This is a genomic window from Pseudomonas sp. NPDC087615, from assembly GCF_044743445.1.
Classification (GTDB): domain Bacteria; phylum Pseudomonadota; class Gammaproteobacteria; order Pseudomonadales; family Pseudomonadaceae; genus Aquipseudomonas; species Aquipseudomonas baetica_A.
This window is the reverse complement of record NZ_JBIUWM010000019.1, coordinates 1-24863: the sequence shown is the minus strand read 5'-3', so window position 1 is coordinate 24863 and position 24863 is coordinate 1. Positions and strand designations below refer to the sequence as shown.

25 protein-coding genes are annotated in these 24863 nt (G+C 58.7%); all 25 read left to right on the top strand.

Annotated features, from left to right (window positions below):
* Positions 1-6: 6 nt before the first annotated feature.
* The 25 genes from pseF to fliL all read left to right on the top strand — a co-directional run bounded on the left by pseF (position 7) and on the right by fliL (position 24837).
* Positions 7-702: a pseudaminic acid cytidylyltransferase gene (gene pseF, locus ACIOU6_RS11720; protein ID WP_401136360.1), complete on the top strand. Its 696-nt coding sequence runs from the start codon at positions 7-9 to the stop codon at positions 700-702.
* Positions 699-2204: a UDP-2,4-diacetamido-2,4,6-trideoxy-beta-L-altropyranose hydrolase gene (gene pseG / locus ACIOU6_RS11715; RefSeq protein ID WP_401136358.1), complete on the top strand. Its 1506-nt coding sequence runs from the start codon at positions 699-701 to the stop codon at positions 2202-2204. Before pseF ends, pseG begins: the two co-directional genes overlap by 4 nt.
* A complete protein-coding gene (gene pseI, locus ACIOU6_RS11710) occupies positions 2197-3249 on the top strand; it encodes a pseudaminic acid synthase (RefSeq protein WP_401136355.1) in 1053 nt (350 codons plus the stop codon). Before pseG ends, pseI begins: the two co-directional genes overlap by 8 nt.
* Positions 3250-3476: 227 nt before the next feature.
* Positions 3477-4403 (top strand): ketoacyl-ACP synthase III, encoded by a 927-nt coding sequence (locus ACIOU6_RS11705; protein ID WP_221731990.1) that lies wholly within the window; start codon positions 3477-3479, stop codon positions 4401-4403.
* 79 nt (positions 4404-4482) lie between these two features.
* Positions 4483-5775 carry a motility associated factor glycosyltransferase family protein gene (locus tag ACIOU6_RS11700; protein WP_401136353.1) on the top strand — a complete coding sequence of 431 codons (1293 nt, stop codon included), beginning with the start codon at positions 4483-4485 and terminating at the stop codon, positions 5773-5775.
* Positions 5772-6035 carry a hypothetical protein gene (locus ACIOU6_RS11695; protein ID WP_401136351.1) on the top strand — a complete coding sequence of 88 codons (264 nt, stop codon included), beginning with the start codon at positions 5772-5774 and terminating at the stop codon, positions 6033-6035. Before ACIOU6_RS11700 ends, ACIOU6_RS11695 begins: the two co-directional genes overlap by 4 nt.
* Before the next feature lie 254 nt (positions 6036-6289).
* Positions 6290-7141 carry a flagellin domain-containing protein gene (locus ACIOU6_RS11690; RefSeq protein WP_008077063.1) on the top strand — a complete coding sequence of 284 codons (852 nt, stop codon included), beginning with the start codon at positions 6290-6292 and terminating at the stop codon, positions 7139-7141.
* Between the two features lie 74 nt (positions 7142-7215).
* Entirely contained in the window at positions 7216-7581 is a 366-nt protein-coding gene (locus ACIOU6_RS11685) for a flagellar protein FlaG (RefSeq protein WP_221731987.1), read from the top strand.
* Between the two features lie 82 nt (positions 7582-7663).
* A complete protein-coding gene (gene fliD / locus ACIOU6_RS11680; RefSeq protein ID WP_221731986.1) occupies positions 7664-9091 on the top strand; it encodes a flagellar filament capping protein FliD in 1428 nt (475 codons plus the stop codon).
* 128 nt (positions 9092-9219) lie between these two features.
* Positions 9220-9615: a flagellar export chaperone FliS gene (fliS, locus tag ACIOU6_RS11675; RefSeq protein ID WP_221731985.1), complete on the top strand. Its 396-nt coding sequence runs from the start codon at positions 9220-9222 to the stop codon at positions 9613-9615.
* Between the two features lie 10 nt (positions 9616-9625).
* On the top strand, positions 9626-9922 hold the full coding sequence (locus ACIOU6_RS11670) for a flagellar protein FliT (protein ID WP_221731984.1): 297 nt from the start codon (positions 9626-9628) through the stop codon (positions 9920-9922).
* Positions 9923-10094: 172 nt separating this feature from the next.
* A complete protein-coding gene (locus tag ACIOU6_RS11665; RefSeq protein WP_221731983.1) occupies positions 10095-11570 on the top strand; it encodes a sigma-54 dependent transcriptional regulator in 1476 nt (491 codons plus the stop codon).
* A 110-nt stretch (positions 11571-11680) separates the two neighbouring features.
* Positions 11681-12892 (top strand): sensor histidine kinase, encoded by a 1212-nt coding sequence (locus tag ACIOU6_RS11660; protein WP_401136345.1) that lies wholly within the window; start codon positions 11681-11683, stop codon positions 12890-12892.
* Between the two features lie 5 nt (positions 12893-12897).
* Positions 12898-14289, top strand: coding sequence for a sigma-54-dependent transcriptional regulator (locus ACIOU6_RS11655; protein WP_401136343.1), 1392 nt, complete (start codon positions 12898-12900; stop codon positions 14287-14289).
* Between the two features lie 128 nt (positions 14290-14417).
* The gene (gene fliE, locus ACIOU6_RS11650) at positions 14418-14747 is read left to right on the top strand and encodes a flagellar hook-basal body complex protein FliE (RefSeq protein ID WP_401136340.1); all 330 of its coding nucleotides are present in this window, start codon (positions 14418-14420) and stop codon (positions 14745-14747) included.
* A gap of 15 nt (positions 14748-14762) precedes the next feature.
* Complete coding sequence (gene fliF / locus ACIOU6_RS11645) at positions 14763-16550, top strand: flagellar basal-body MS-ring/collar protein FliF (RefSeq protein WP_221731981.1); 1788 nt, start codon at positions 14763-14765, stop codon at positions 16548-16550.
* The gene (gene fliG, locus ACIOU6_RS11640; RefSeq protein WP_007920042.1) at positions 16543-17562 is read left to right on the top strand and encodes a flagellar motor switch protein FliG; all 1020 of its coding nucleotides are present in this window, start codon (positions 16543-16545) and stop codon (positions 17560-17562) included. The genes fliF and fliG overlap by 8 nt, the downstream gene beginning before the upstream one ends.
* Before the next feature lie 4 nt (positions 17563-17566).
* Positions 17567-18370, top strand: a complete 804-nt coding sequence (gene fliH / locus ACIOU6_RS11635) for a flagellar assembly protein FliH (RefSeq protein ID WP_221731980.1) — start codon at positions 17567-17569, stop codon at positions 18368-18370.
* Positions 18360-19718, top strand: coding sequence for a flagellar protein export ATPase FliI (fliI, locus tag ACIOU6_RS11630; RefSeq protein ID WP_221731979.1), 1359 nt, complete (start codon positions 18360-18362; stop codon positions 19716-19718). Before fliH ends, fliI begins: the two co-directional genes overlap by 11 nt.
* Positions 19719-19724: 6 nt before the next feature.
* Positions 19725-20174, top strand: coding sequence for a flagellar export protein FliJ (fliJ, locus tag ACIOU6_RS11625; RefSeq protein ID WP_221731978.1), 450 nt, complete (start codon positions 19725-19727; stop codon positions 20172-20174).
* Positions 20175-20251: 77 nt separating this feature from the next.
* Complete coding sequence (locus ACIOU6_RS11620) at positions 20252-20557, top strand: STAS domain-containing protein (protein ID WP_221731977.1); 306 nt, start codon at positions 20252-20254, stop codon at positions 20555-20557.
* A 5-nt stretch (positions 20558-20562) separates the two neighbouring features.
* The gene (locus ACIOU6_RS11615; protein ID WP_401136443.1) at positions 20563-22266 is read left to right on the top strand and encodes a SpoIIE family protein phosphatase; all 1704 of its coding nucleotides are present in this window, start codon (positions 20563-20565) and stop codon (positions 22264-22266) included.
* A gap of 31 nt (positions 22267-22297) precedes the next feature.
* Positions 22298-22645: an Hpt domain-containing protein gene (locus ACIOU6_RS11610; protein WP_401136333.1), complete on the top strand. Its 348-nt coding sequence runs from the start codon at positions 22298-22300 to the stop codon at positions 22643-22645.
* Positions 22646-22751: 106 nt separating this feature from the next.
* The gene (locus ACIOU6_RS11605; protein WP_401136330.1) at positions 22752-24122 is read left to right on the top strand and encodes a flagellar hook-length control protein FliK; all 1371 of its coding nucleotides are present in this window, start codon (positions 22752-22754) and stop codon (positions 24120-24122) included.
* 211 nt (positions 24123-24333) lie between these two features.
* Positions 24334-24837: a flagellar basal body-associated protein FliL gene (gene fliL, locus ACIOU6_RS11600; RefSeq protein WP_221731974.1), complete on the top strand. Its 504-nt coding sequence runs from the start codon at positions 24334-24336 to the stop codon at positions 24835-24837.
* Positions 24838-24863 lie beyond the last annotated feature (26 nt).

Sequence of the window (24863 nt, the reverse complement as noted above, 5' to 3'; positions counted from 1 at the left end):
GACAACGTGAGTTGCGTGGCGATCATCCCTGCCCGTGGCGGCAGCAAGCGCATCCCGCGCAAGAACCTGAAACCGTTCGATGGCGTACCGATGATCGTCCGCTCGATTCGCACGGCGCTGGGTTCGGGGTTGTTCGACCGAGTGGTTGTCAGCACCGATGACCAGGAAATTGCCGAGGTAGCGCGGGCGCACGGCGCCGACGTGCCGTTTCTGCGTCCGGCCGATCTTGCCGACGATTTTACCGGCACGGCGGCGGTGATCGTGCATGCCTTGCAACAGTTACCGGGTTTCGATTACGCCTGTTGCGTCTATGCGACGGCGCCGTTGTTGCAGGCGCGGTATCTGCGACAGGGGTTTGATTTGCTGGAGCAACATCCGGACAAGTCCTTCGCCTTTTCCGTCACCGGTTTTGGTTTCCCGATACAACGCGCACTGACCCTCGACGAGCAGGGCGCGCTTGTGGCGTTGTACCCGGAGTTTCGCCATACCCGCTCTCAGGATCTACCCGAAGCCTTTCAGGATGCCGGCCAGTTTTATTGGGGGCGCAGCGAGTCGTGGTTGCGCGGCGAGGTGCTGTTCTCGCCGGCCAGTCTGCCGGTGATTTTGCCGAGTCATCTGGTGCAGGACATCGACACGCCAGAGGACTGGAAACGTGCCGAGTATTTGTACGCCGCGCTCAAGGCCGGTGGGGAGCTGCAATGAGAGTGCTGATTCGTGCTGACGCTTCGCCCACCATCGGCAGCGGTCACATTGCCCGCTGCCTGACGCTGGCTCGTGTGCTGCGTGGGCAGGGCAGTCATGTCGCATTTGCCTGTCGGCGTTTGCCGGGGCATCGGCTCGACGCTTTGCTGGCCGAGGGTTTCGAGACGTTCGCGCTGCCTGAACGCTATCCCGATGAAGATCCGCAGCAGGCCATCGAGTCGATGCTGCCTTGGCAGGCTGACATCGATGCACTCGCCGGATTGCTTGAGGGGCACGCTGGCTTCGACTGGGTCATCGCCGACCATTACGGCCTCGATCATCACTGGCAAACCGCTGCCCGGCGCTGGGCTCCGCGGATTGCAGCCGTGGACGATCTGGCCTCTCGGCGTTACAGCGTTGATCTGCTGCTCAATCAGAATCTGTCCGGTCTCAGCGAAAACTACGCGCCGTTGTTGCCTGCCGGTTGCCGTACGTTACTCGGGCCGCGCTATGCCATGTTGCGTGAGGAGTTCAACTGCGCGGCCATCGAGATCAAACCCAAGGCCCGGCGGGTGTTGGTCAATTTCGGTGGGTTCGACGCAGCGAGGCAGACCCATCACGCCATGCAGGCGCTAGCGGACTTTGCTGAGCTGCAAGTGGACTTTGTCGCCGGCGCTGACAACCCGGCCTTGGCACACATGCAAGCCATGGCCGAAACACGCCCGAACTGGCACTTGCACAGTTTTGTCAGCGATTTTTATCAGCGCATGACTGAGGCTGATCTGTTTATCGGCGCGGGAGGGGGGACCAGTTGGGAGCGCGCGGCGATGGGGCTGCCGACGATCTGTATCGCCGTGTCGAATAACCAGCAGGCCAACGGCGAAGTGATGGCGGCGGCGGGTGCGCATGTATTCATGGGCGCTCGCGAGCAGGTCACTGTCGAGCAACTGCGTCAGGCCATAGGTTTTGTCACCGAGAATGTTTATTTGCGCCAAAGCCTCGCCGAGCGTTCGCGGCAACTGGTCGATGGTCGCGGTGCGCTTCGCGTCGCGGCGGCGCTGGCTGGCGCGGTGCTCAATGTGCGCCTGGCAAGGGCGGATGATGCGCAGTTGTTGTTCGAGGGGCGCAATGCTGAGGCCGTGCGGCGCTGGTCGAAAGAACAGGGTGTGATCGACTGGGCGCAGCACTTGAACTGGTTGAGTGCAAGCTTGCGCAACACGCAGCGTCTGCTGCTGATTGCCGAGGCCGATGATGGCCCGGTGGGTGTCTTGCGCTATGACTTGCGCGGGCTCGAAGCTGAAGTGTCGATTTATCTGTTCGAGGGCCGTCTCGGTCTCGGATGGGGCAGGGCGCTGCTGGCTCGCGGCGAATCGTTCGTCAGCGATTACTGGCCGTCAATGACGGCGATCACTGCCCAGGTGCTGTCGGATAATCGCCCCTCGTTGAATGTATTTCGTGAGGCCGGGTTCACGCAAAGTGCCTGCGCCTTCACCCGTGTTTTGAAGGATCACCCGCATGCCTAGTTTCAAGATTGGCGACCGCCTGATCGGCGCCGACGCGCCACCGTTCATCATTGCCGAGATGAGCGGCAACCATAACCAGTCGCTGGACGTAGCGCTGCAAATCGTTGAGGCCGCCGCCAAGGCCGGCGCGCACGCCTTGAAGCTGCAAACCTACACCGCTGAAACCATGACCCTGGATTTGGCCGAGGGCGAGTTCTTCATCAAGGATCCCTGCAGTCTGTGGGCGGGTACCTCGCTTTACGACTTGTATGAAAAGGCCCACACACCTTGGGAATGGCATGCGCCGATTTTTGCACGGGCCAAAGAATTGGGGATGCTCGCGTTCTCGACACCGTTCGATGACACGGCAGTGGATTTTCTCGAAAGCCTTGATGTGCCGGCCTACAAGATCGCCAGTTTCGAAAACACCGATTTGCCGCTGATTCGCCGTGTCGCCGCGACCGGCAAGCCATTGATCATCTCCACCGGCATGGCCAGCATCGCTGAGCTGGATGACACCGTGCGCGCCGCCCGCGAGGCCGGTTGCAAGGATCTGGTATTGCTCAAGTGCACCAGCACTTACCCGGCGACACCGCTCAACAGCAACGTGCGCACCATCGCGCATCTGCGTGAACTGTTTGGTTGTGAAGTGGGGCTGTCCGACCATTCGATGGGTGTCGGTGTGTCAGTGGCGGCCGTAGCACTCGGTGCGACGGTTGTGGAAAAACACTTCACTCTCGACCGTTCGGCGGGTGGGGTGGATGCCAGTTTCTCGCTGGAGCCCGCGGAAATGGCCAGTCTGGTGCTCGAGACCGAGCGTGCCTGGCAGGCCTTGGGGCAGGTGCAGTACGGCGCGACCGAAGCCGAGCGCAAGTCGCTGGTCTACCGCCGTTCGCTGTATGTGACGGCCGACATGGCTGCTGGTGAACCCTTCACAGGGGACAATCTGCGTGCCATTCGCCCCGGCCTCGGTCTGCCGCCCAAGCACGTCGATGCTGTCCTCGGGCGCCGCGCTCGCGCACCGATCAAACGTGGTACGCCGCTGGATTGGTCGTTGGTCGAATAACCCGATCTGCATCCGATTCGGCAAAATAGCGTGACCTGCGAGTCATAACGCGCATCTTCACTGTATTGTATTGATCGGGGAGATGGCGCCTGGCCCGTTTTCGGTTCCAGTGATAGCCCTTTGCGCTCCCCCATGGTTGCCCGTTGTGGCAGCCATTTTCTGTTTGTCGGCGCCCCTCGAATCCTTGCGAGCGGTGGTTTTGGGTTGTTTTATATTGGGAAGCCGTAATGATTGGCATAAAAAGCATTGCGAGCTACGTTCCTGTAGCCGGCGTGGACAATTACGCACAAGGTGCAAAATTCGAGAAGGATGAAGAATTCATTCTCGGCAAGATCGGCTCGGCGTTTCTGCCGCGTAAAGACGCTGAACAAGAAACCTCCGATCTGTGCGTGGAAGCGGCCAATGCGCTGTTTGCCAACAACCCTGAACTCAAGCGTGAATCTATTGATGCGCTGATCGTTGTTACCCAGAACGGTGACGAAGAAGGCCTGCCGCACACTGCTGCGATCGTGCAGGACAAACTCGGTCTGCCAACCCATGTTGCGGCGTTCGATATCTCGTTGGGCTGCTCTGGTTACGTCTATGGCATTTACGCGATCAAGGGCTTCATGGAAGCCGCGGGTTTGAAAAACGGTCTGTTGATCACCGCTGACCCGTACTCGAAGATCGTTGATCCGGAAGATCGCAACACCACCATGCTCTTCGGCGATGCCGCCACCGCGACCTGGATGGGCGACGATCCGACCTGGGCGCTGGGTAAAGCCAAGTTCGGCACCGACGGTTCTGGCGCTCCGCACCTGAAGGTCAGCAATGGTGTGTTTTTCATGAACGGTCGTCAGGTGTTCAACTTCGCGCTGCTAAAAGTCCCGGCGCACTTGCATGAGTTGCTTGACGATTCGGGCCTCAAGGCTGATGACATTGACGCGTTCTGCATTCACCAGGGCAGCGCGGCGATTGTTGATGCCGTGGCGCGGCGCTTCGAAGGCGAGCCGGAGAAGTTCATCAAGGACATGGTCGAGACCGGCAATACCGTGTCGTCGAGTGTTCCGCTGTTGCTGGAAAAACACGTACTCGATTCTGACTGGAGTCGCGTTGCGATCAGTGGTTTTGGCGTTGGTTTGTCTTGGGGTTCGGCGATCCTCTATCGTCCCTGAACAATAAAGCGCAGCCAAAAATAGCGCTCAAGGTGTAACCTTGAGCGCTATTTTTTTGCCCGAATGTTCAAGAGGCGCCATGAGCGAGTTCTTTCAGTCGAATGCCGACGTCATCCAGCGCCGCTGGCCTTTGGTGGCAGCCCGTCTGATGGCGCAAGATCCGTCATCGCTGCAAGCTGAACTGGTGGAGGGGCTGGGTTCGACGTTGAGTATCAACGGCATTCAACTGACCAGTCGCCATGACCGTGCGCGTGAGGCGCAAGTCCAGGCCGCGAGCCTGGCGAGTGAGAGTCGGGTGCTGCACGTTTATGGCGCCGGTTTGGGTGATCTGCAATTGGAGTTGTTGAAGCGTGCGCAACTCAAGCAATTGCACGTACACATTCTCAACGGCGCCGTATTTGCGCTGGTTCTACAGTTGCTCGACCAACAACCGTGGCTCAATGATTCGCGCGTTGAATTGCATTACGCCGGTGATCTTGCCGAGATCTGTCTGCCGTTTTTCGCGTTGCCATCGGAGTTGGTATTGGCCGATGACTACAGCGCCAAAATCCGTGATCGGCTGATCAGCGAAACCCATCTGGCTTTCAATAATCGTGAGTTCGATCCGCAGTCGCCGGAAATCGTCGAGCGCCTACAAGCCAGCAAGGCGTTGCTGGAAGGCGATGGTGATGTGGCTGAGTTGTTTGGATCGCACGTTGGGCGCGATGTGTTCGTGATCGCCACCGGGCCGAGTCTTGAACTGCACTTCGAGCGCCTGCGAGCCATTCGCGCGCAAGCCGAGCGGCCGTTGTTCATTTGTGTCGATACGGCGTATCGCCCATTGCTGCAGCACGGCATTCGTCCTGACATTGTGGTCACCATCGATCAGCGCATTTCGGCTCGGCATCTGCCGCCGATGGACAGTGCATCAATAACGCTGGCCTACATGCCTATGGTCGAACCACAGGTGCTCAAGGACTGGCAAGGGCCGCGCTACGCCGCTTATTCGGCCAGTCCGATCTATCAAGTGATTCGTCAGCAAATGCCACGCGGCGAACTGTATGTCGGTGGCAGTGTGATCCATCCTGCTGTGGATCTGGCGGTGAAGATGGGCGCTGCACAGATCACATTGTTCGGCGCCGACTTTGCCTTTCCTGGCGACAAGACTCATGCCGGCTGGAGCGACGGTGATCTGGGGCCGCAACGGGTCGCAGCCAAACACTGGGTGCTCGATGGCCACGGGCAGCGAATCAAAACGCAGCTCAACTTTCGCAGCTATCTGTGCGAGCTGGAGCGCTTCATCGCCGGGCATCCGCAAGTGCGTTTCTACAACACCAGTCGGGCAGGGGCGATGATCGCCGGGACGGCGTTTCATTCGGAGTGGGCGGTATGACGCAAGCGTTTATCACTCAGGCGCAGCAGTGCGCGGCGATGTTTCGTCTTGGTCGTGATGTGGAGGCAGGGTTGGCGATGATTGATCTGGCTGGCGCATTGCAGCCTTGCTTCGATATGGCATCAGGGCAAAGTCAGCAGCAGTGGCTGCAAATCCTTGGCCTGATGCTTGAGTGTCAGGAAGCGCAAAACTGGTTGGCGCTGGCCGATTATCTTGAATACGAACTCGTTCAGTTGATCGCCGATAGTCTGTCCTTTTAAACAACTCCCCTGTGTGCCGGTCGTGACGAGTTCTCGTTCTTCAGTGGTCGGCGTATTCCTGACGCCATTTTTTCGTTTGCTGGCGCTCGCCAACCCCTTGATTTACGAGGGATGGCCGACTGATGGCAAATTTTTTCGAAAATCCCCTAAAGCAAGTTGCAATCCCGACGATAACTATTACGAAGGTTCTCTAGGCCATACCCGGCGGTTGCCAGGGCCGGAAGCCGCAGTACCCAACCAACGAGGAATTCGTCATGGCTTTAACAGTAAACACTAACGTCACATCGTTGAACGTTCAGAAAAACCTGAACCGTGCTTCCGACGCTCTGTCGACTTCGATGACCCGTCTGTCCTCCGGCCTGAAAATCAACAGCGCTAAAGACGACGCCGCCGGCCTGCAAATCGCTACCCGTATGACTTCGCAGATCCGTGGTCAGACCATGGCGATCAAAAACGCCAACGACGGTATCTCGATCGCTCAGACCGCTGAAGGCGCGATGCAAGAATCGACCAACATTCTGCAGCGTATGCGTGAACTGGCTGTTCAATCCCGAAACGACTCGAACGGCACCGCTGACCGCGCTGCTCTGAACAAAGAGTTCGCTTCGATGTCCGACGAACTGACCCGTATCGCCAAGTCGACCAACTTGAACGGTAAGAACCTGATCGACGGCACCGCTGGCACCATGACCTTCCAGGTGGGTTCCAACACTGGCGCTACCAACCAGATCACCCTGACCCTGGACAGCGGCTTCGACGCAGCTACCCTGTCGGTTGACTCGGCTACCGTACAAATCACCGGTAACGACTCCGCTACCGCTGAAGCTTCGATGAACAACGCGCTGACCAAAATCGACGCCGCTCTGGCCAAGATCAACTCCAGCCGTGCAGACCTGGGTGCTGCCCAGAACCGTCTGACCAGCACCATCTCCAACCTGCAGAACATCAACGAAAACGCCAGTGCTGCACTGGGTCGCGTACAAGATACCGACTTCGCTGCTGAAACTGCACAGCTGACCAAGCAACAGACTCTGCAACAAGCTTCCACCGCAGTTCTGGCCCAGGCCAACCAACTGCCATCCGCTGTACTGAAACTGCTTCAGTAATAGCTGATGAGTTTTGGCGGGGGAGTGCGCTTGTCGCGCTCTCTCGCTTTTTAATTTTTTAAGAGGTGATGGACATGGATATGAGCGCCAAGCTGAACTTGTCTTATCCTGCGGCCAAGCAGGCGACGACGGTTGCCGAAAAGCCTGCAGAAAAGCCTCGCCCTGTGGTTGCTCCGGTAGCTGCTGTCAAGGAAGAAAGTAAAAACGATAAGACCGATCCGGAAAAACTGAAGATGGCTGTTCAGGAGATCGAGAAGTTTGTGCAGTCGGTCAAGCGCAACCTGGAGTTTTCGATTGATGAGCCTTCAGGCAAAGTAGTGGTCAAAGTGATTGCCAGCGAATCCGGTGAGGTGATCCGCCAGATCCCCAACGAAGAAGTGCTGAAACTGGCAAACAGTTTGAATGATGCAAGCAGCCTGTTGTTCAGCGCTAAAGTCTGACAGCTGGCACGAATTTTGTTGCTATGTTCTTTTGGGCGTTGTAGTGGTCAAAAGACCGGCGACACACTGAAGGGAGTTCCACATGGCAAGTCCAATTCTACCGGGCACGGGTTTAGGCTCAGGCCTTGATACCGGTGCTATCGTCAAAGCCTTGGTGAACGCTGACAAAGCGGCCAAGCAAGGTCAGATCGACCGTGGAACCGCCACCAACACGGCGAGCATTTCCGGTATTGGTACTTTGAAGTCGCTGCTGGCGACGTTCCAGAAAACCCTGACTGATCTGGGCAGCACCACCAGCCCGCAGTTCACCGGTTTTGCGGCAACGTCCTCCGACACAAAAGTGCTGTCTGCCACCTCGAGCAACTATGCCGTTTCCGGCAATTATGTTTTGGATGTCACAAAGCTCGCTACGTCTTCGAAGGTCGCTTCTGCGGCGTTTCCTGGTGGTAATACCAGTTCGATACCTACCGGCACTCTGACTATCACCCAGAATGGCAAAAGCTATCCTGTGACCGTCGCGGCGGGAGCAACCCTGCAATCGGTACGTGACTCGATCAACACCCAATATCAATCCAAGGGTTTGAGTGCCAACATCGTGACCGACAGCTTCGGGTCTCGACTGGTGCTTGGCTCTACCACGACGGGCGTAGGTTCCGACATTTCTGCCAGTGGTATTGCCGGTCTCGAGATCGACGGTACAACGAAAATGGATGCCACCCCGACCGCTTCATCGTCGGGTGCCATCGGTGATCTGGCCCAGGACGCGGAATTCACCGTCGATGGTCTGAAAATCACCAGCAGTTCCAATACCAACGATACCGCGATTTCCGGGCTGACCCTGAACCTGGCGGCAATCGGTAAGTCGACGGTCACTGTTGCCTCCAACAACGATGGGCTGAAGGCGTCGATCCAGAAATTTGTCGATGCCTACAACGCTGTTGCCAACGCAGTGACTTCGCTGACCAAACCGTCGCTGGATGATGACGGCAAGCTCACCGTTGCAGCGGCTCTGACTGGTGACCCGCTGCCGCGGTCGATTCTTAATGCCCTGCGTGAACCTTTGTCCCAGACGGGCTCCGGCGATAAGTTGACTGTGCTTTCGCAATTGGGGATTACCACCGATCAGAAGACCGGTGCGTTGAACTTCGACAGCACCAAGTTCACTGCCGCGATGAACGACAAGAAGCTCGGTGGCGAAGTGCAGACCCTGTTCACCGGCACCGGCGGGCTGCTGGAGCGCATGAATAATGCGATCAAGCCGTTCACTGAATCCAAGACAGTCAATGGCAAGATTCAGGACTCTATTCTCGATGCGCGCAGCAAGGCGCTGGATGCAACCAAGAGACGTCTGAGCAATGATCAGGAAGCACTCGATCGTCGCATCGCAACCCTGACCGATGTACTGACCAAAAAGTACAACGACATGGACACCTTGGTCGGCAAACTGAAGGCCACCGCCAGCAACATCACTTCGATGTTCGAGGCGTTGACCGCTCAGCAGAAAGGCTAACGTCTGAAACGCCAAAAGCCCGGCAGCGTTTTTTCACGCTCCGGGCTTTTTGCATTTGAATCTAAAGTTTTTTGACGCATCGTCGATACCCTTGATATGCGTACCATAGAAATTTGATGAGGTAGAACATGAATCCGATGTTAGCCCTTCGCCAATACCAGAAGATTGGCGCCCAGGCGCAGACTTCCGAAGCCAGTCCGCACCGTCTGGTCCAGATGCTGATGGAAGGTGGTCTTGATCGTATTGCCCAAGCCAAAGGCGCTATGGAGCGCAAGGACATCCCGAACAAAGGTGTTCTGATTGGCAAGGCCATCGGCATCATTGGTGGTCTGCTCGAGGGGCTTGATCTGGACAATCAGTCGGAGCAGGTTGGCGAGTTGGCCAATCTTTACGAATACATGATGAAGCGTCTGACTGAAGCCAACGCCAAGACCGACGCAAAGATCCTCGACGAAGTCGCTGACCTGTTGCGCACGGTCAAGGACGGCTGGGATGCCATCGGCACGCCGGCTCCACAGTTTTAAGGAGATCACCATGAGTCTTGTATTGCAGCGAATCGAAGAAACCCGCGAGGCTCTGTCCGGTGCTCTGGCCGAGCGTAACTGGGAAGCTATTGGCGAGCTGGATCTGGCCTGCCGTTCCTGCATGGAAGACGTCTTGAGTGAAGCTTCGGTGGACGAGGTGGCGTTGCGCGACAACCTTGAGGAGTTGCTAGGGGTTTACAAGCAGTTACTGGAAGCGGCGACGGGAGAGCGTAAGGCGATTGTCGAAGAGATGTCGCAGATCACCCAAGCGCAAAACGCAGCAAAGGTTTACCATCTGTTTGGTTAATTAATCCCCGGTTAATCCAAACATGTGCGCCATAAATTTGACTGTGCACGGTTTTTTGACTTAACTAGTGGCTGTTTTCAGATTTCAGGCGTCTACAGGCACATGGTGTCCTGCAAGCGTCTCGCTTGCCCCTTATTTTGGGCATTGAGTTGACTAGGGAAGTTGCTATTGCATGTGGCGTGAAACCAAAATTCTGCTGATTGATGACGATAGCGTTCGCCGCCGCGACCTGGCGGTGATCTTGAATTTTCTCGGCGAAGAAAATTTACCCTGCGGCAGCCATGACTGGCAGCAGGCGGTCGGCTCTTTGTCGTCTAGTCGTGAGGTCATTTGCGTACTGATCGGGACGGTCAATGCTCCTGGTGCGCTTTTTGGCTTGCTAAAGACACTCGCAACCTGGGATGAGTTCCTTCCGGTTTTGCTGATGGGCGATAATTCTTCCGTCGACTTGCCTGAAGACCAGCGTCGCCGCGTGCTTTCGACCCTCGAAATGCCGCCGAGCTACAGCAAGTTGCTTGATTCGCTGCACCGCGCCCAGGTCTATCGCGAAATGTATGACCAGGCCCGCGAGCGCGGTCGTCATCGAGAACCCAATCTGTTCCGCAGTCTCGTCGGCACCAGCCGTGCGATCCAGCACGTGCGTCAGATGATGCAGCAAGTGGCCGACACCGACGCCAGCGTGCTGATCCTCGGCGAGTCCGGCACCGGCAAGGAGGTGGTAGCGCGTAACCTGCATTACCATTCCAAGCGTCGCGACGCGCCGTTCGTACCGGTCAACTGCGGGGCGATCCCGGCAGAGTTGCTGGAAAGCGAACTGTTCGGTCACGAGAAGGGCGCCTTCACAGGTGCCATCACCAGCCGTGCCGGCCGTTTCGAACTGGCCAATGGCGGTACGTTGTTCCTCGACGAAATCGGCGACATGCCGCTGCCGATGCAGGTCAAGCTGCTGCGCGTGTTGCAAGAGCGTACGTTTGAACGCGTGGGCAGCAACAAGACCCAGAGCGTTGACGTGCGCATCATCGCCGCGACCCACAAGAACCTCGAAAGCATGATCGAGATCGGTACCTTCCGCGAAGACCTCTACTATCGCCTGAACGTATTCCCGATCGAGATGGCGCCGTTGCGCGAGCGTGTCGAAGACATTCCGCTGCTGATGAACGAACTGATATCGCGCATGGAGCACGAAAAGCGCGGTTCGATCCGTTTCAACTCGGCGGCGATCATGTCGCTGTGCCGTCACGCCTGGCCGGGCAACGTCCGTGAGCTGGCCAACCTGGTGGAGCGCATGGCGATCATGCATCCGTACGGGGTGATTGGTGTGGTCGAATTGCCGAAAAAATTCCGCTACGTCGATGATGAAGACGAGCAAATGGTCGACAGCTTGCGCAGCGATCTCGAAGAGCGCGTGGCAATCAACGGCCATACGCCAGACTTCACCGCAAACGCCATGCTGCCCCCAGAAGGCCTGGACCTGAAGGACTACCTCGGTGGTCTCGAGCAGGGCCTGATCCAGCAGGCGCTCGACGACGCCAATGGCATCGTGGCACGGGCTGCCGAGCGCCTGCGCATTCGGCGTACCACGCTGGTGGAAAAGATGCGCAAATACGGTATGAGCCGGCGCGATGGAGACGAACAGGCGGATGATTGACGCCTGTTTTTCAACCTCTTCATTTATAAGCAGTTTTTTTTAGGCACGGGTATTGCTACATCCCTCGCAACGTTCCGTTTCACTGACGGTCAGCAAAGCGAGAGATCACAATGCCCCAAGCCGCCCAGATGTCTTCTGCCTCCAGTCCCGAGGGGCAACCGCCCTCCGTAGAGCAGGCAAGCCGGCAGGGTCTTGAGCAGGCCTTCGCGCTGTTCAGTCAGATGTCCAGTCAGTTGACTGACTCCTACAGCATGCTTGAAGCGCGGGTCACCGAGCTCAAGGGTGAGCTGGCCGTGGTCAGCGCTCAGCGCATGCAGGAGCTGGCGGAAAAAGAGCGTCTGGCCAATCGTCTGCAAAACCTTCTGGATCTATTGCCCGGCGGCGTCATCGTGATCGATGGTCACGGCATTGTGGTCGAAGCCAACCCGGCGGCCATCGAGTTGCTCGGTTTGCCACTGGAAGGCGAGCTGTGGCGCCATGTCATCGCGCGTTGCTTCGCCCCGCGTGAAGACGACGGTCACGAAATCTCTCTGAAAAACGGTCGGCGCCTGTCGATTGCCACGCGCTCGCTGGATGCCGAGCCGGGGCAATTGGTGCTGCTCAACGACCTGACCGAAACCCGTCACCTGCAGGATCAACTGGCGCGCCACGAGCGCTTGTCATCGCTGGGGCGCATGGTGGCCTCGCTGGCTCACCAGATCCGCACGCCGCTGTCGGCTGCATTGCTCTATGCCAGCCATTTGACCGAGCAGGAGTTGCCGGTCGCCACCCAGCAGCGTTTTGCCGGGCGTCTGAAAGAGCGTCTGCATGAGCTGGAGCATCAGGTGCGCGACATGCTGGTGTTCGCTCGCGGTGAATTGCCGCTGACTGACCGCCTCACGCCCAATGCCTTGATGCAATCGTTGCAAGCGGCCGCGTTGACCCATGTGCAGGATTTGCCCATTCGCTGGCAGTGCGACAGTCATGTTGGCGAGTTGCTGTGCAATCGCGACACGCTGGTCGGGGCCCTTTTGAATCTGATCGAAAACGCGATCCAGGCCAGCGCCGCTGTTGTGCGCTTGAAAGTGCATTGCTACACCCGCGATAACACGCTGCGGTTGTGCATCAGCGACAGCGGCAGCGGGATCGAGCCGTCGGTGCTGGAGCGCCTCGGCGAACCGTTTTTTACCACCAAAGTTACCGGCACAGGCCTCGGTCTGACCGTGGTCAAGGCTGTGGCCCGGGCGCATCAGGGAGAATTGCAGCTGCGTTCGCGTGTCGGGCGCGGCACGTGCGCGCAGGTGATCCTGCCGCTGTTTTCCGCTGTACAGGGAGCTGAGTGAGCATCATGGGTATCAAGGTTCTGCTGGTCGAGGATGACCGTTCGTTGCGTGAGGCGCTGGCCGATACACTGCTGTTGGCCGGTCATGATTACCACGCGGTCGGCAGCGCTGAAGAGGCGTTGACGGCGGTGGCGCGCGAAGCGTTCAGTCTGGTGGTCAGTGACGTCAACATGCCAGGCATGGACGGTCATCAATTGCTTTCGCTGCTGCGCGCCCGCCAGCCGCAATTGCCGGTGTTGCTGATGACGGCGCATGGCGCCGTGGAGCGTGCCGTCGATGCGATGCGCCAGGGCGCCGCGGATTATCTGGTCAAGCCGTTTGAGCCTAAGGCGTTACTCGATCTGGTGGCGCGACATGCGCTGGGCAACCTCGGTACCAGCGACATCGACGGTCCAATTGCTGTCGAACCGGCCAGTGCTCAGTTGCTCGAACTGGCCGCGCGGGTCGCGCGCAGCGATTCAACTGTGTTGATCTCCGGCGAGTCTGGTACTGGCAAAGAGGTGCTGGCGCGCTACATTCACCAGCAATCCCACCGCGCCAATCAACCGTTTATTGCGATCAATTGCGCCGCGATTCCCGACAACATGCTTGAAGCAACGCTGTTCGGTCACGAGAAGGGCTCGTTCACGGGGGCAATTGCGGCGCAGGCCGGCAAGTTCGAACAGGCCGACGGCGGCACGATCCTGCTCGACGAAATCTCCGAGATGCCCCTCGGTCTGCAGGCCAAGCTGTTGCGTGTGCTGCAAGAGCGCGAAGTCGAGCGGGTCGGTGCGCGCAAGCCGATCAGCCTGGATATCCGGGTGGTGGCCACCACTAACCGCGATCTGGCAGGTGAGGTGGCGGCGGGGCGATTCCGTGAGGATCTTTTCTACCGCCTGTCGGTTTTCCCCCTGGCTTGGCGTCCACTTCGCGAGCGCACTGCCGATATCTTGCCGCTGGCTGAGCGGTTACTGGCCAAGCACGTCAATAAAATGAAGCATGCCGCGGCGAAGCTCTCGCCCGAGGCGCAAGCGTGCCTGACCGGATATCCATGGCCGGGCAACGTACGTGAACTGGATAACGCGATTCAGCGTGCACTTATTTTGCAGCAGGGCGGTTTGATTCAGCCGCAGGATTTCTGTCTGGCCGGTGCCGTGCCGTTCGCCGCTTTGCCCGTGGCAGCACCAGCGCCACAAGTGATTCGTGAAGTTGAAATCGACGCGGATTCGGCCGGCGCCTTGGGCGATGACCTGCGCCGCCGGGAGTTTCAGATGATCATCGATACCCTGCGCACGGAGCGTGGGCGACGCAAGGAAGCGGCGGAAAAACTCGGCATCAGTCCGCGCACCTTGCGTTACAAACTGGCGCAAATGCGCGATGCGGGGATGGATGTCGAAGGCTATCTGTTTGCCACTTGATCTGAACCGCAACGCTTTGAAAACGCTTTTCTCAAAAGGCTGCCCCTGAGCTGGCACCCTTGTTGCTAACACCTGTGTACCCGCCGAGTGAGTGTCAAAAAATTGCGGGCCGCCAAAGAGAGTAGACCATGAGCCAAGGTATTGAATTTAATCGGTTGATGATGGACATGAAGGCCATGAAAATGGATGCCATGTCTGCGCCGAAATCGACAGTCGCTGTCCCTGAACTGGCTGGCAGCAGCTTTTCCGACATGCTCGGTCAGGCGATCAACAAAGTCAGCGATACCCAGCAGGCGTCGAATCAGTTGGCTAACGCTTTTGAAATCGGTAAAAGCGGCGTAGATCTGACGGACGTGATGATCGCTTCGCAAAAAGCCAGCGTGTCGTTCCAGGCTCTGACCCAGGTACGCAACAAACTGGTTCAGGCTTATCAAGACATCATGCAGATGCCGGTTTAAGGACGAGATTGAGTCATGGCAGAAGCAGTCGCCGATAACGTTCCGGCCAAGGCCACCCCGATAGACGGCAAACCGCCGCTGTTCGGTCTGTCCTTCCTGGAAAACCTCTCCGAGATGACCATGCTGCGTCAGGTAGGCCTGTTGGTCGGCCTGGCTGCGAGTGTGGCGATTGGCTTTGCCGTGGTGTTGTGGTCGCAGCAGCCGGATTACCGTCCGTTGTACGGCAGCCTTGCCGGCATGGACGCCAAACAGGTCATGGACACTCTGGCCTCCGCCGACATCCCTTATACCGTCGAACCGAATTCCGGCGCCTTGCTGGTCAAGGCCGATGACCTGTCCCGTGCGCGGATGAAACTCGCTGCCGCTGGTGTCACTCCCAGCGACGGCAATATCGGTTTCGAGATCCTCGACAAGGAACAGGGGCTGGGCACCAGCCAGTTCATGGAAGCGACCCGTTATCGTCGCGGTCTGGAAGGTGAGCTGGCGCGCACCATTTCCAGCCTGAACAACGTCAAGGGTGCTCGCGTGCATCTGGCGATTCCGAAGAGTTCGGTGTTCGTGCGTGATGAGCGCAAGCCGAGTGCATCGGTTCTGGTTGAACTGTACTCCGGTCGTTCGCTGGAGCCAGGTCAGGTGGTGGCGATCATCAACCTGGTGGCGACTTCCGTTCCCGAGCTGAGCAAATCGCAGATCACTGTCGTTGACCAGAAAGGCAATCTGCTCTCTGATCAGGCTGAAAACTCCGAAATGACCATGGCCGGCAAGCAGTTCGATTACAGCCGCCGCATGGAAAGCATGCTCACCCAGCGCGTGCACAACATTCTGCAACCGGTACTGGGCAACGACCGCTACAAGGCCGAAGTCTCGGCCGATATCGATTTCAACGCCGTCGAATCCACTGCCGAACAGTTCAACCCGGATCAACCGGCGTTGCGCAGCGAGCAGTCGGTCAACGAGCAGCGTACCGCCAGCAACGGCCCGCAAGGTGTGCCGGGGGCGCTGAGCAACCAGCCACCGTCGCCGGCTTCGGCGCCGCAAACCACCGGTGGTGCTGCCACTGCGGCAGGCATGATCCAGCCAGGTCAACCATTGGTTGACGCCAACGGTCAGCAGATCATGGACCCGGCCACCGGCCAGCCGATGCTCGCACCGTACCCGGCTGACAAACGTCAACAATCCACCAAGAACTTCGAACTCGATCGCTCCATCAGCCACACCAAACAGCAGCAGGGTCGTCTGAATCGCCTGTCGGTGTCGGTGGTGGTCGACGATCAGGTCAAGGTCAATGCGGCCAACGGGGAAATCACCCGCGCGCCGTGGAGCGCCGATGAATTGTCGCGCTTCACCCGTCTGGTGCAGGACGCCGTCGGTTTCGACGCCAGCCGTGGCGACAGCGTCAGCGTGATCAACATGCCGTTCTCCGCCGAGCGCGGCGAAGTGATTGCCGATATTCCGTTCTACTCCCAGCCATGGTTCTGGGACATCGTCAAACAAGTGCTGGGTGTGTTGTTCATCCTGGTGCTGGTGTTTGGTGTGCTGCGTCCGGTGCTCAACAACATCACCGGCGGTGGCAAAGGCAAGGAGCTGGCCGGATTGGGCAGCGACGTGGAACTCGGTGGCATGGGCGGCCTGGACGGCGAACTTTCCAACGACCGCGTGAGCCTCGGTGGTCCGCAGAGCATTCTGTTGCCGAGCCCGAGCGAGGGTTATGACGCGCAACTGAATGCAATCAAGAGTCTGGTGGCTGAAGACCCGGGTCGCGTGGCTCAGGTCGTGAAAGAGTGGATTAACGCAGATGAGTGATAACCGAGCCGCTACCGTCAAACTGAACAAGGTCGACAAAGCCGCGATTCTGCTGCTGTCCCTTGGCTCGACCGATGCTGCGCAAGTGCTGCGCCACATGGGGCCCAAAGAGGTTCAGCGTGTGGGTGTGGCCATGGCGCAGATGGGCAACGTCCATCGCGAGCAGGTCGAGCAGGTCATGAGCGAGTTCGTCGACATCGTCGGCGACCAGACCAGCCTAGGCGTCGGTTCCGACGACTATGTGCGCAAAATGCTCACCCAGGCCCTGGGTGAAGACAAGGCCAACGGCCTGATCGACCGCATCCTGCTCGGTGGCAACACCAGCGGCCTGGACAGCCTGAAATGGATGGAGCCGCGTGCCGTTGCCGACGTGATTCGTTACGAGCACCCGCAGATCCAGGCCATCGTGGTCGCGTACCTCGATCCGGATCAGGCCGGTGAGGTGCTCGGCAACTTCGACCACAAAGTGCGTCTGGACATCATCCTGCGCGTCTCGTCGTTGAACACCGTGCAGCCAGCGGCACTGAAAGAACTGAACCAGATTCTCGAGAAGCAGTTCTCCGGCAACTCGAACGCCTCGCGCACCACCCTGGGTGGCATCAAGCGTGCGGCGGACATCATGAACTTCCTCGACAGTTCGATCGAAGGGCAGCTCATGGATTCGATCCGCGAAGTCGACGAAGACCTGTCCGGTCAGATCGAAGACCTCATGTTCGTGTTCAACAACCTGGCCGATGTCGACGACCGCGGAATTCAGGCGCTGTTGCGCGAAGTGTCTTCCGACGTGCTGGTGCTGGCCCTCAAGGGTTCGGACGAAGGCGTCAAAGAGAAAATCTTCAAGAACATGTCCAAACGTGCGGCCGAACTGTTGCGCGACGACCTCGAGGCCAAAGGCCCGGTGCGTGTCAGCGACGTGGAAACGGCACAGAAAGAAATCCTCACCATTGCCCGTCGTATGGCCGAAGCCGGCGAGATTGTGCTCGGTGGCAAGGGCGGCGAGGAAATGATCTAAGCCCATGGACAAGCATGACGATGTGACGGATCTGATCCGTGCCCGGGATGTTCGCAGTTTCGAGTCCTGGGCACTGCCCAGTTTCGATCCGCCGAAACCGGAACCCGAGCCGGAACCGGAGCCCGAACCGCCGGAAATGGAAGAAGTGCCGCTGGAAGAAGTCCAGCCACTGACCTTGGAAGAACTCGAAAGCATCCGTCAGGAGGCCTACAACGAGGGCTTCGCCATCGGCGAAAAAGAAGGTTTTCACAGTGCCACGCTCAAGGTGCGTCAAGAGGCCGAAGTGGCCTTGGAGGCGAAGCTTGTCAGCCTTGAGCAATTGATGGGGCACCTGTTCGAGCCCATCGCCGAGCAAGACACACAGATCGAAAAGTCTTTGGTCGACCTCGTGCAGCACATCACCAAACAGGTGATCAAGCGCGAGTTGGCCATCGACTCGAGCCAGATCGAACACGTCATGCGCGACGCCCTCAAGCTATTGCCGCTGGGCGTCGACAACGTGCGTTTGTACATCAACCCTCAGGACTTCGAGCAGGCCAAAGCCCTGCGCGAGCGTCATGAGGAAACCTGGCGCATCGTCGAGGACGAATCCTTGATGCCGGGTGGATGCCGCGTTGAAACCGCGCAAAGCCGAATCGACGCGAGCATTGAAACCCGCGTCACTCAGGTCATGGACAAGTTGTTCGATCAGTTGCACGAACAGGCCCTGCACCCGGCCGCGCCGGACTTGAGTCTGGATATCCCTGAAGACGCCAAACCGGCGGCGGCCCCAGACGAGCCGCTCGCGGACGCCACCGATGCGCCTTGAACGCACCAGTTTCGCCAAGCGCCTGAGCACTTATGCCGAGGCCATCGAAATGGCCGGCGCGCCCATCCTTGAAGGTCGCCTGCTGCGGATGGTCGGCCTCACGCTGGAAGCCGAAGGCCTGCGCGCAGCCATGGGCACGCGCTGCCTGGTGATCAACGACGACAGCTATCACCCCTCGCAGGTTGAAGCGGAAGTCATGGGTTTCTCGGGTAGCAAAGTCTTTTTGATGCCGGTCGGCAGCGTCGCCGGTATCGCCCCGGGCGCTCGTGTGGTGCCGCTGGCCGATACCGGTCGCTTGCCGATGGGCATGAGCATGCTCGGTCGTGTGCTCGATGGCGCAGGTCGCGCGCTGGACGGCAAGGGCGGCATGAAAGCCGAAGACTGGGTGCCGATGGACGGCCCGACGATCAACCCGCTCAACCGTGACCCGATCAGTGTTCCACTGGATGTGGGCATTCGTTGCATCAACGGTTTGTTGACGGTCGGTCGGGGGCAGCGACTGGGTCTGTTCGCCGGTACCGGTGTCGGTAAATCCGTATTGCTGGGCATGATGACTCGCTTCACTGAGGCCGACATTATCGTCGTGGGTCTGATTGGTGAGCGGGGTCGTGAAGTTAAGGAGTTCATCGAGCACATCCTCGGTGAAGAAGGCCTCAAGCGTTCGGTGGTGGTCGCCTCGCCAGCGGACGATGCGCCGTTGATGCGTCTGCGCGCGGCCATGTACTGCACGCGGATCGCCGAGTATTTTCGCGACAAGGGCAAGAACGTTCTGTTGCTGATGGATTCGTTGACCCGTTTCGCCCAGGCCCAGCGGGAAATCGCCTTGGCCATCGGCGAGCCGCCCGCGACCAAGGGTTATCCGCCGTCGGTGTTCGCCAAGTTGCCCAAGTTGGTGGAGCGCGCCGGTAATGCGGAGAAGGGCGGGGGGTCGATTACCGCGTTCTATACCGTGTTGTCCGAAGGCGATGACCAACAGGACCCGATTGCCGACTCGGCCCGAGGCGTACTTGACGGCCACATCGTGCTGTCCCGGCGCCTGGCCGAGGAAGGGCACTACCCGGCCATCGATATCGAAGCGTCGATCAGTCGGGTAATGCCGGCGGTAGTGGGCATCAAGCACATGAACCATGCGCAGATGTTCAAGCAGTACTGGTCGCGCTATCAGCAGAGTCGCGACCTGATCAGCGTCGGCGCTTATGTGGCGGGGGGGGATCGTGAGACCGATACGGCGATCAATCTGCAACCGGCGATGTCGATGTACCTGCGTCAGGGCTTGAACGACAACATCAACATGGGTGCCAGTGAAAACCATCTGGCCTCGATCTTCGCCCCGGCGCCCGGCGGCTAATCGATCATGGCCCTGAGTCGAGCGGCGCGTCTGGTGCCAGTGGTGGACATGGCCGAGAAGGCCGAGAAAGCCGCCGTGCAGCGTTTGGGTTACTTTCAGGGTCAAGTAAAAGTGGCCGAAAGCAAACTCGCCGACCTGCATGCCTTTCGTCTCGATTACTCACAGCAATGGATCGTGCGCGGCAGCACCGGCGTGAGCGGGCAGTGGCTGCTCGGGTTTCAGGGCTTTCTGGCGCAACTCGACACCGCTGTTGATCAGCAGCGCCAGAGCCTGGTCTGGCATCAGAACAATCTGGATAAGGCGCGGGAGGCTTGGCAGCAGGCGTTCGCCCGGGTCGAGGGGTTGCGCAAACTGGTGCAACGCTACCGCGACGAAGCCCAACGTGCCGAAGACAAGCGCGAGCAGAAGCTGCTCGACGAGTTGTCCCAGCGTTTGCCGCGACATGACCCTTATTGATCGTGCTTCACTCCTTGCTCCAACCCTCACCAGATGCTAAACCTTGTACACGTTCGCAATGACAAGGAAGCCAGTCAATGTCAGTCGTTAGAGAAGTATCTCCTGATGGTCAAAAACTGACGATCTGGATTAAGGGGCGGTTCGATTTCGATCGTCATAAGGATTTTCGCGATTCTTATGAGACGCTCAGCCCTAAGCCTGAGTCCATTGTGGTCGACCTCAAAGACGCCACCTATCTCGACAGCTCTGCGCTAGGCATGCTGCTCCTGCTGCGTGATCACGCGGGCGGCGATCACTCGGATGTGCGGGTGGTTAACAGTAGTTGCGATGTGCGCAAGATCTTCGCCATCTCCAATTTTGACAAGCTCTTCGATATCAGTTGATGGCCATACAGGCGCAAGAGCCGTTGACGATCCTGATCGCCGAAGACAGCGCCGCTGACCGGTTGCTGCTGTCGACCATCGTTCGTCGTCAGGGCCATGAAGTCGTGACAGCGGCCAACGGTACAGAAGCCGTTGATATCTTCTGTCGCGAGCAGCCCGATCTTGTCCTGATGGACGCGATGATGCCGGTGATGGACGGTTTCGAGGCTGCGCGACAGATCAAGGCGCTGGCGGGGGAAACCCTGGTGCCGATCATCTTCCTCACGTCGCTGACCGAGAGCGAAGCGCTGGCGCGTTGCCTTGAGGCAGGAGGTGACGACTTTCTGGCGAAGCCCTATAACCAGGTCATCCTCGCCGCCAAAATCAAGGCGATGGATCGGTTGCGCCGTTTGCAGGCCACTGTGCTGCAACAGCGCGACCTGATTGCCAAACATCATCATTATTTGCTCAACGAGCAACGTGTCGCCAAAGCGGTGTTTGATAAGGTCGCGCATTCCGGTTGTCTGAGTGCGCCGAATATCCGCTATTTGCAATCGCCCTATGCGCTGTTCAATGGTGACCTGCTGCTGGCGGCGCATACCCCCTCGGGCGATATGTATTTGCTGTTAGGCGATTTTACCGGCCATGGCTTGCCGGCCGCAGTGGGTGCCATGCCGTTGGCCGAAGTGTTTTACGGCATGACGGCCAAGGGCTACGGCCTGGCCGAAACCCTGCGAGAGATGAATGCCAAGCTCAAGCGTATTTTGCCGGTGGACATGTTTTGCTGCGCAACGCTGCTGTGCCTGAGTTTCCAGAGGCGTTCGGTGGAGGTCTGGAACGGCGGCATGCCTGACGGCTATCTGCACCGGATTGCCAGCGGCGAGCGCATGCCGTTGACCGCGCGGCATCTGCCGCTGGGCGTCCTGAGTCCGCAGGCGTTCGATGACAGTACGCAAGTCTATCCGATGGCTGTCGGTGATCGGGTTTTCCTGTTGTCCGACGGGGTGATCGACACCAGCAATGCCAATGATCAACTGTTCGGTGTCGAGCGTTTACAGCAGGTGTTTGCTGCCAATCGCGAGCCTGATCGGTTGTTCGAGGATATCGAGCGGGCGCTGTGCGATTTTCGTGGTGAAGCGCGTGACGATGTGAGCATGGTCGAGATCAGCCTGCTGGAGCCTGCGCAGGCCAATCCTTCGCAGGCGATGTATTCGGACAGCGGCCAGTCCTGTCCGCTGGACTGGTCGGTTAACTTCGAGTTTCGTGGCGCTACGCTCAAGCGTTTCAATCCATTGCCATACCTGTTGCAGTTGCTGCTTGAAGTACATGGGTTGCGAGCGCAAAGCGGCGCGTTGTACAGCGTGCTCGCCGAGTTGTATTCCAATGCACTGGAGCACGGAGTGTTGGGGCTGGATTCCAGTCTCAAACGCGATGCCTCCGGATTCGCCCGCTACTATGAACAGCGCAATGCGCGTCTGGAAGCATTGCAGGACGGTTATGTCCGCGTGCATCTACAGGTGCAGCCGCAAGGTTCAGGTGGCTGTCTGGTCATTCGGGTTGAAGACAGTGGTAAGGGCTTTGATGTTGCCCGGGTGATGGAGCGGCCAATCGAAGATGTCCGTCTGTCGGGGCGTGGTGTCAGCCTGATCCGCCAATTGGGGCGCAATGCGAGCTGGTCGGACCAGGGGCGTAGTGCGCGCGTGGAATTTTCCTGGGGGGGTGGTGCATAATCCGCGCAATTCTTGATCAAGGAGTGAGCAAGTGACTGACGAACATGTGGATCGCGAAACGCTGAGCGTCTTGCGCGAAGTCATGGAGGAAGGTTATCCGGAACTGCTGGATACCTTTCTGGCGGACTCCAGGCGGCGTCTGGACGACCTTCAAGTAACCATCGACGCCAAAGCGCTGTCGGACGTTGCCCATAGTTTCAAGGGCAGTGCCAGTAACATGGGAGCCATTCGATTGGCTGAACTGTGTCGTGAACTGGAAGCCGAAGCCAAGGACAAAAGTGCGACGCAAATTGCCCAACTGATCGCCGATATCATTGGCGAGTTTGAGTTTGTAAGCGCTGTCTATGAAAAAGAGCGACAGCAAGCGCTGACTCACTAATTTCCACCGTCCGGCGCTTTTCTTCGGCGCCGGACAAAACTGGCCCGGCACTTGCAGTTATCTCGGTCAACTGTACCTACGATCCCAGTGCAGCGGAGACCGTTTTATGCCTGCGACCCCCAACATTCTTCTTCAGAGCGCCGCTCAGGCGAAGGCTCAAGCTGCCTCTGCCAAGTCGTCGGCAATGGCCCTGGACGCCGGGGGCAAGGCCTCAAGCTTCGCTGAAGTGTTTGCCGATCAAGGCCCGAGAAAATCTGCCGCAACCCCCGACATGGCGATTAAACCGGCGCGTGACAAGGTCGCTGACAACAGCGGTAAAACGGACGTTGGCAAGGATCCGGCTGCCGCCACGCAACCGACGGTTGCCGATAGCGGCAATGACTTGCCTGCCGACAAAACACCGGCGGCCGACGACAAGACAGGCAGCAGTGACGACAGCGCGGACACCTCTCAGGCCCCAGTGGCGGATGCCACACCGGTCGACCCGACGCTCGATCCGGCACTGGCAGAAAGCGTGCAACCGGTCGTCACGGCTCCTGTGGGGCCGGCCCCGGTTGTCGAAGCGACACCTTCCACCAAAACAGATACCCCGGCAGTAGCCTTGCAGCTCAGTGCGGTCAAGGACCCGTCGGCCACCGCCGACAGTGATTTCGACCCGGCAGCTGATCCCCTCGACTCGCTCCCGGTGGTGCGCATGGCGATGGAGCAGGGCGGACACATTTCCTCTGCCAGCCAGGCGCAACCCAAAGCTGCGCCCGCACAGGCTCAGGCCGATGGTGAATTGACCTCGGCGCAGAACTTCGCTGCGGGCATGGCCAGCATGCTCGACGTGCAGGCCGACAAGGACAGTACCAGTCAGGGTGGGGAGAAGGCTTTCAGCGGCCTGATCGATGACGGGCTCAAAGACCTCAAATCCGCCACCAGTGACACTCGCGTCGACGACTTCGCCAACCGTCTGGCGGCACTGACCCAGGCAGCCACGCCTAAGACCGCCAACGTCGTGCCGGTAAGCCAGCCAATCGCCATGCATCAGAGCGGCTGGACTGAAGAAGTGGTCAACCGCGTCATGTATCTGTCGAGCGCCAATCTGAAGGCGGCGGATATTCAGTTGCAGCCGGCTGAACTGGGGCGTCTGGATATCCGGGTCAATATGGTCCCGGACCAGCAGACTCAGGTGACGTTCATGAGTGCGCACCCGAGTGTGCGTGAAGCGCTGGACGGGCAGATGTATCGTCTGCGCGAGATGTTCGCCCAGCAGGGTATGGGTCAGGTCGACGTCAATGTGTCTGACCAGAACCGTGGCTGGCAGGGGCAGCAAGGTCAGGATCAGGCGCAGCAGGGCCAAAGCGGCCGCACCAGCGCTGCTGGTGGTCGACTGGACTCGGCGGATGAAGAATTGGCGCCTGTCAGCGTGGCCGAAGCTGCCGCGCAGACCACCAGCGTGATTGGCTCCAGCGCCGTCGACTACTACGCCTGACACAACCCTGTACCCCCTGTGGGAGCGGGCTTGCTCGCGAATGCGCAATGACATTCAACATTAATGTTGGCTGACACACTGCATTCGCGAGCAAGCCCGCTCCCACATTGGTTTTGTGTGTTCTCCCAATTTGCTCCGACACTTCTGGCATAACACTTGCTCTTGCCTTGCCGTGCGACTGTGAAAACCCGAATAGTGACGGATTATTGGCATGGCGAAGAGCGAAACAGCAGCAGTAAAAGACCCTGCAACCAAAGGCAAACTCAAGCTGATCATTGTGATCGTGCTGGCATTGCTGCTGGCCATTGGCGCGTCTGTGGGGGCGACCTGGTTCTTCATGCACAGTGCCCAGAGCAAATCTGCCGAGGCGGCCGAGACTGTTCCGGTCGGTAAGCAACCGGCGATTTTCGAGCCGATGGCGCCGGCATTCGTCGCCAACTACAACCAGAACGGCCGTCAGCGCTACATGCAAGTGAGTATCACCATGCTGGCGCGTAATCAGGCCGATCTGGAAGCGCTCAAAGTGCACATGCCGGTGATCCGCAATAACCTGGTGATGCTCTTCTCCGGTCAGGACTTTGCCACTCTGGCAACGCCGGTCGGGCAAGAGATGTTGCGCCAGAAGGCCACAGCCAGCGTCCAGGAAGTGGCGCAGAAAGAGCTGGGCAAAGTTGTGATCGAACAGTTGCTTTTCACTAATTTCGTACTGCAGTAGGAACACGACATGGCCGTGCAGGATCT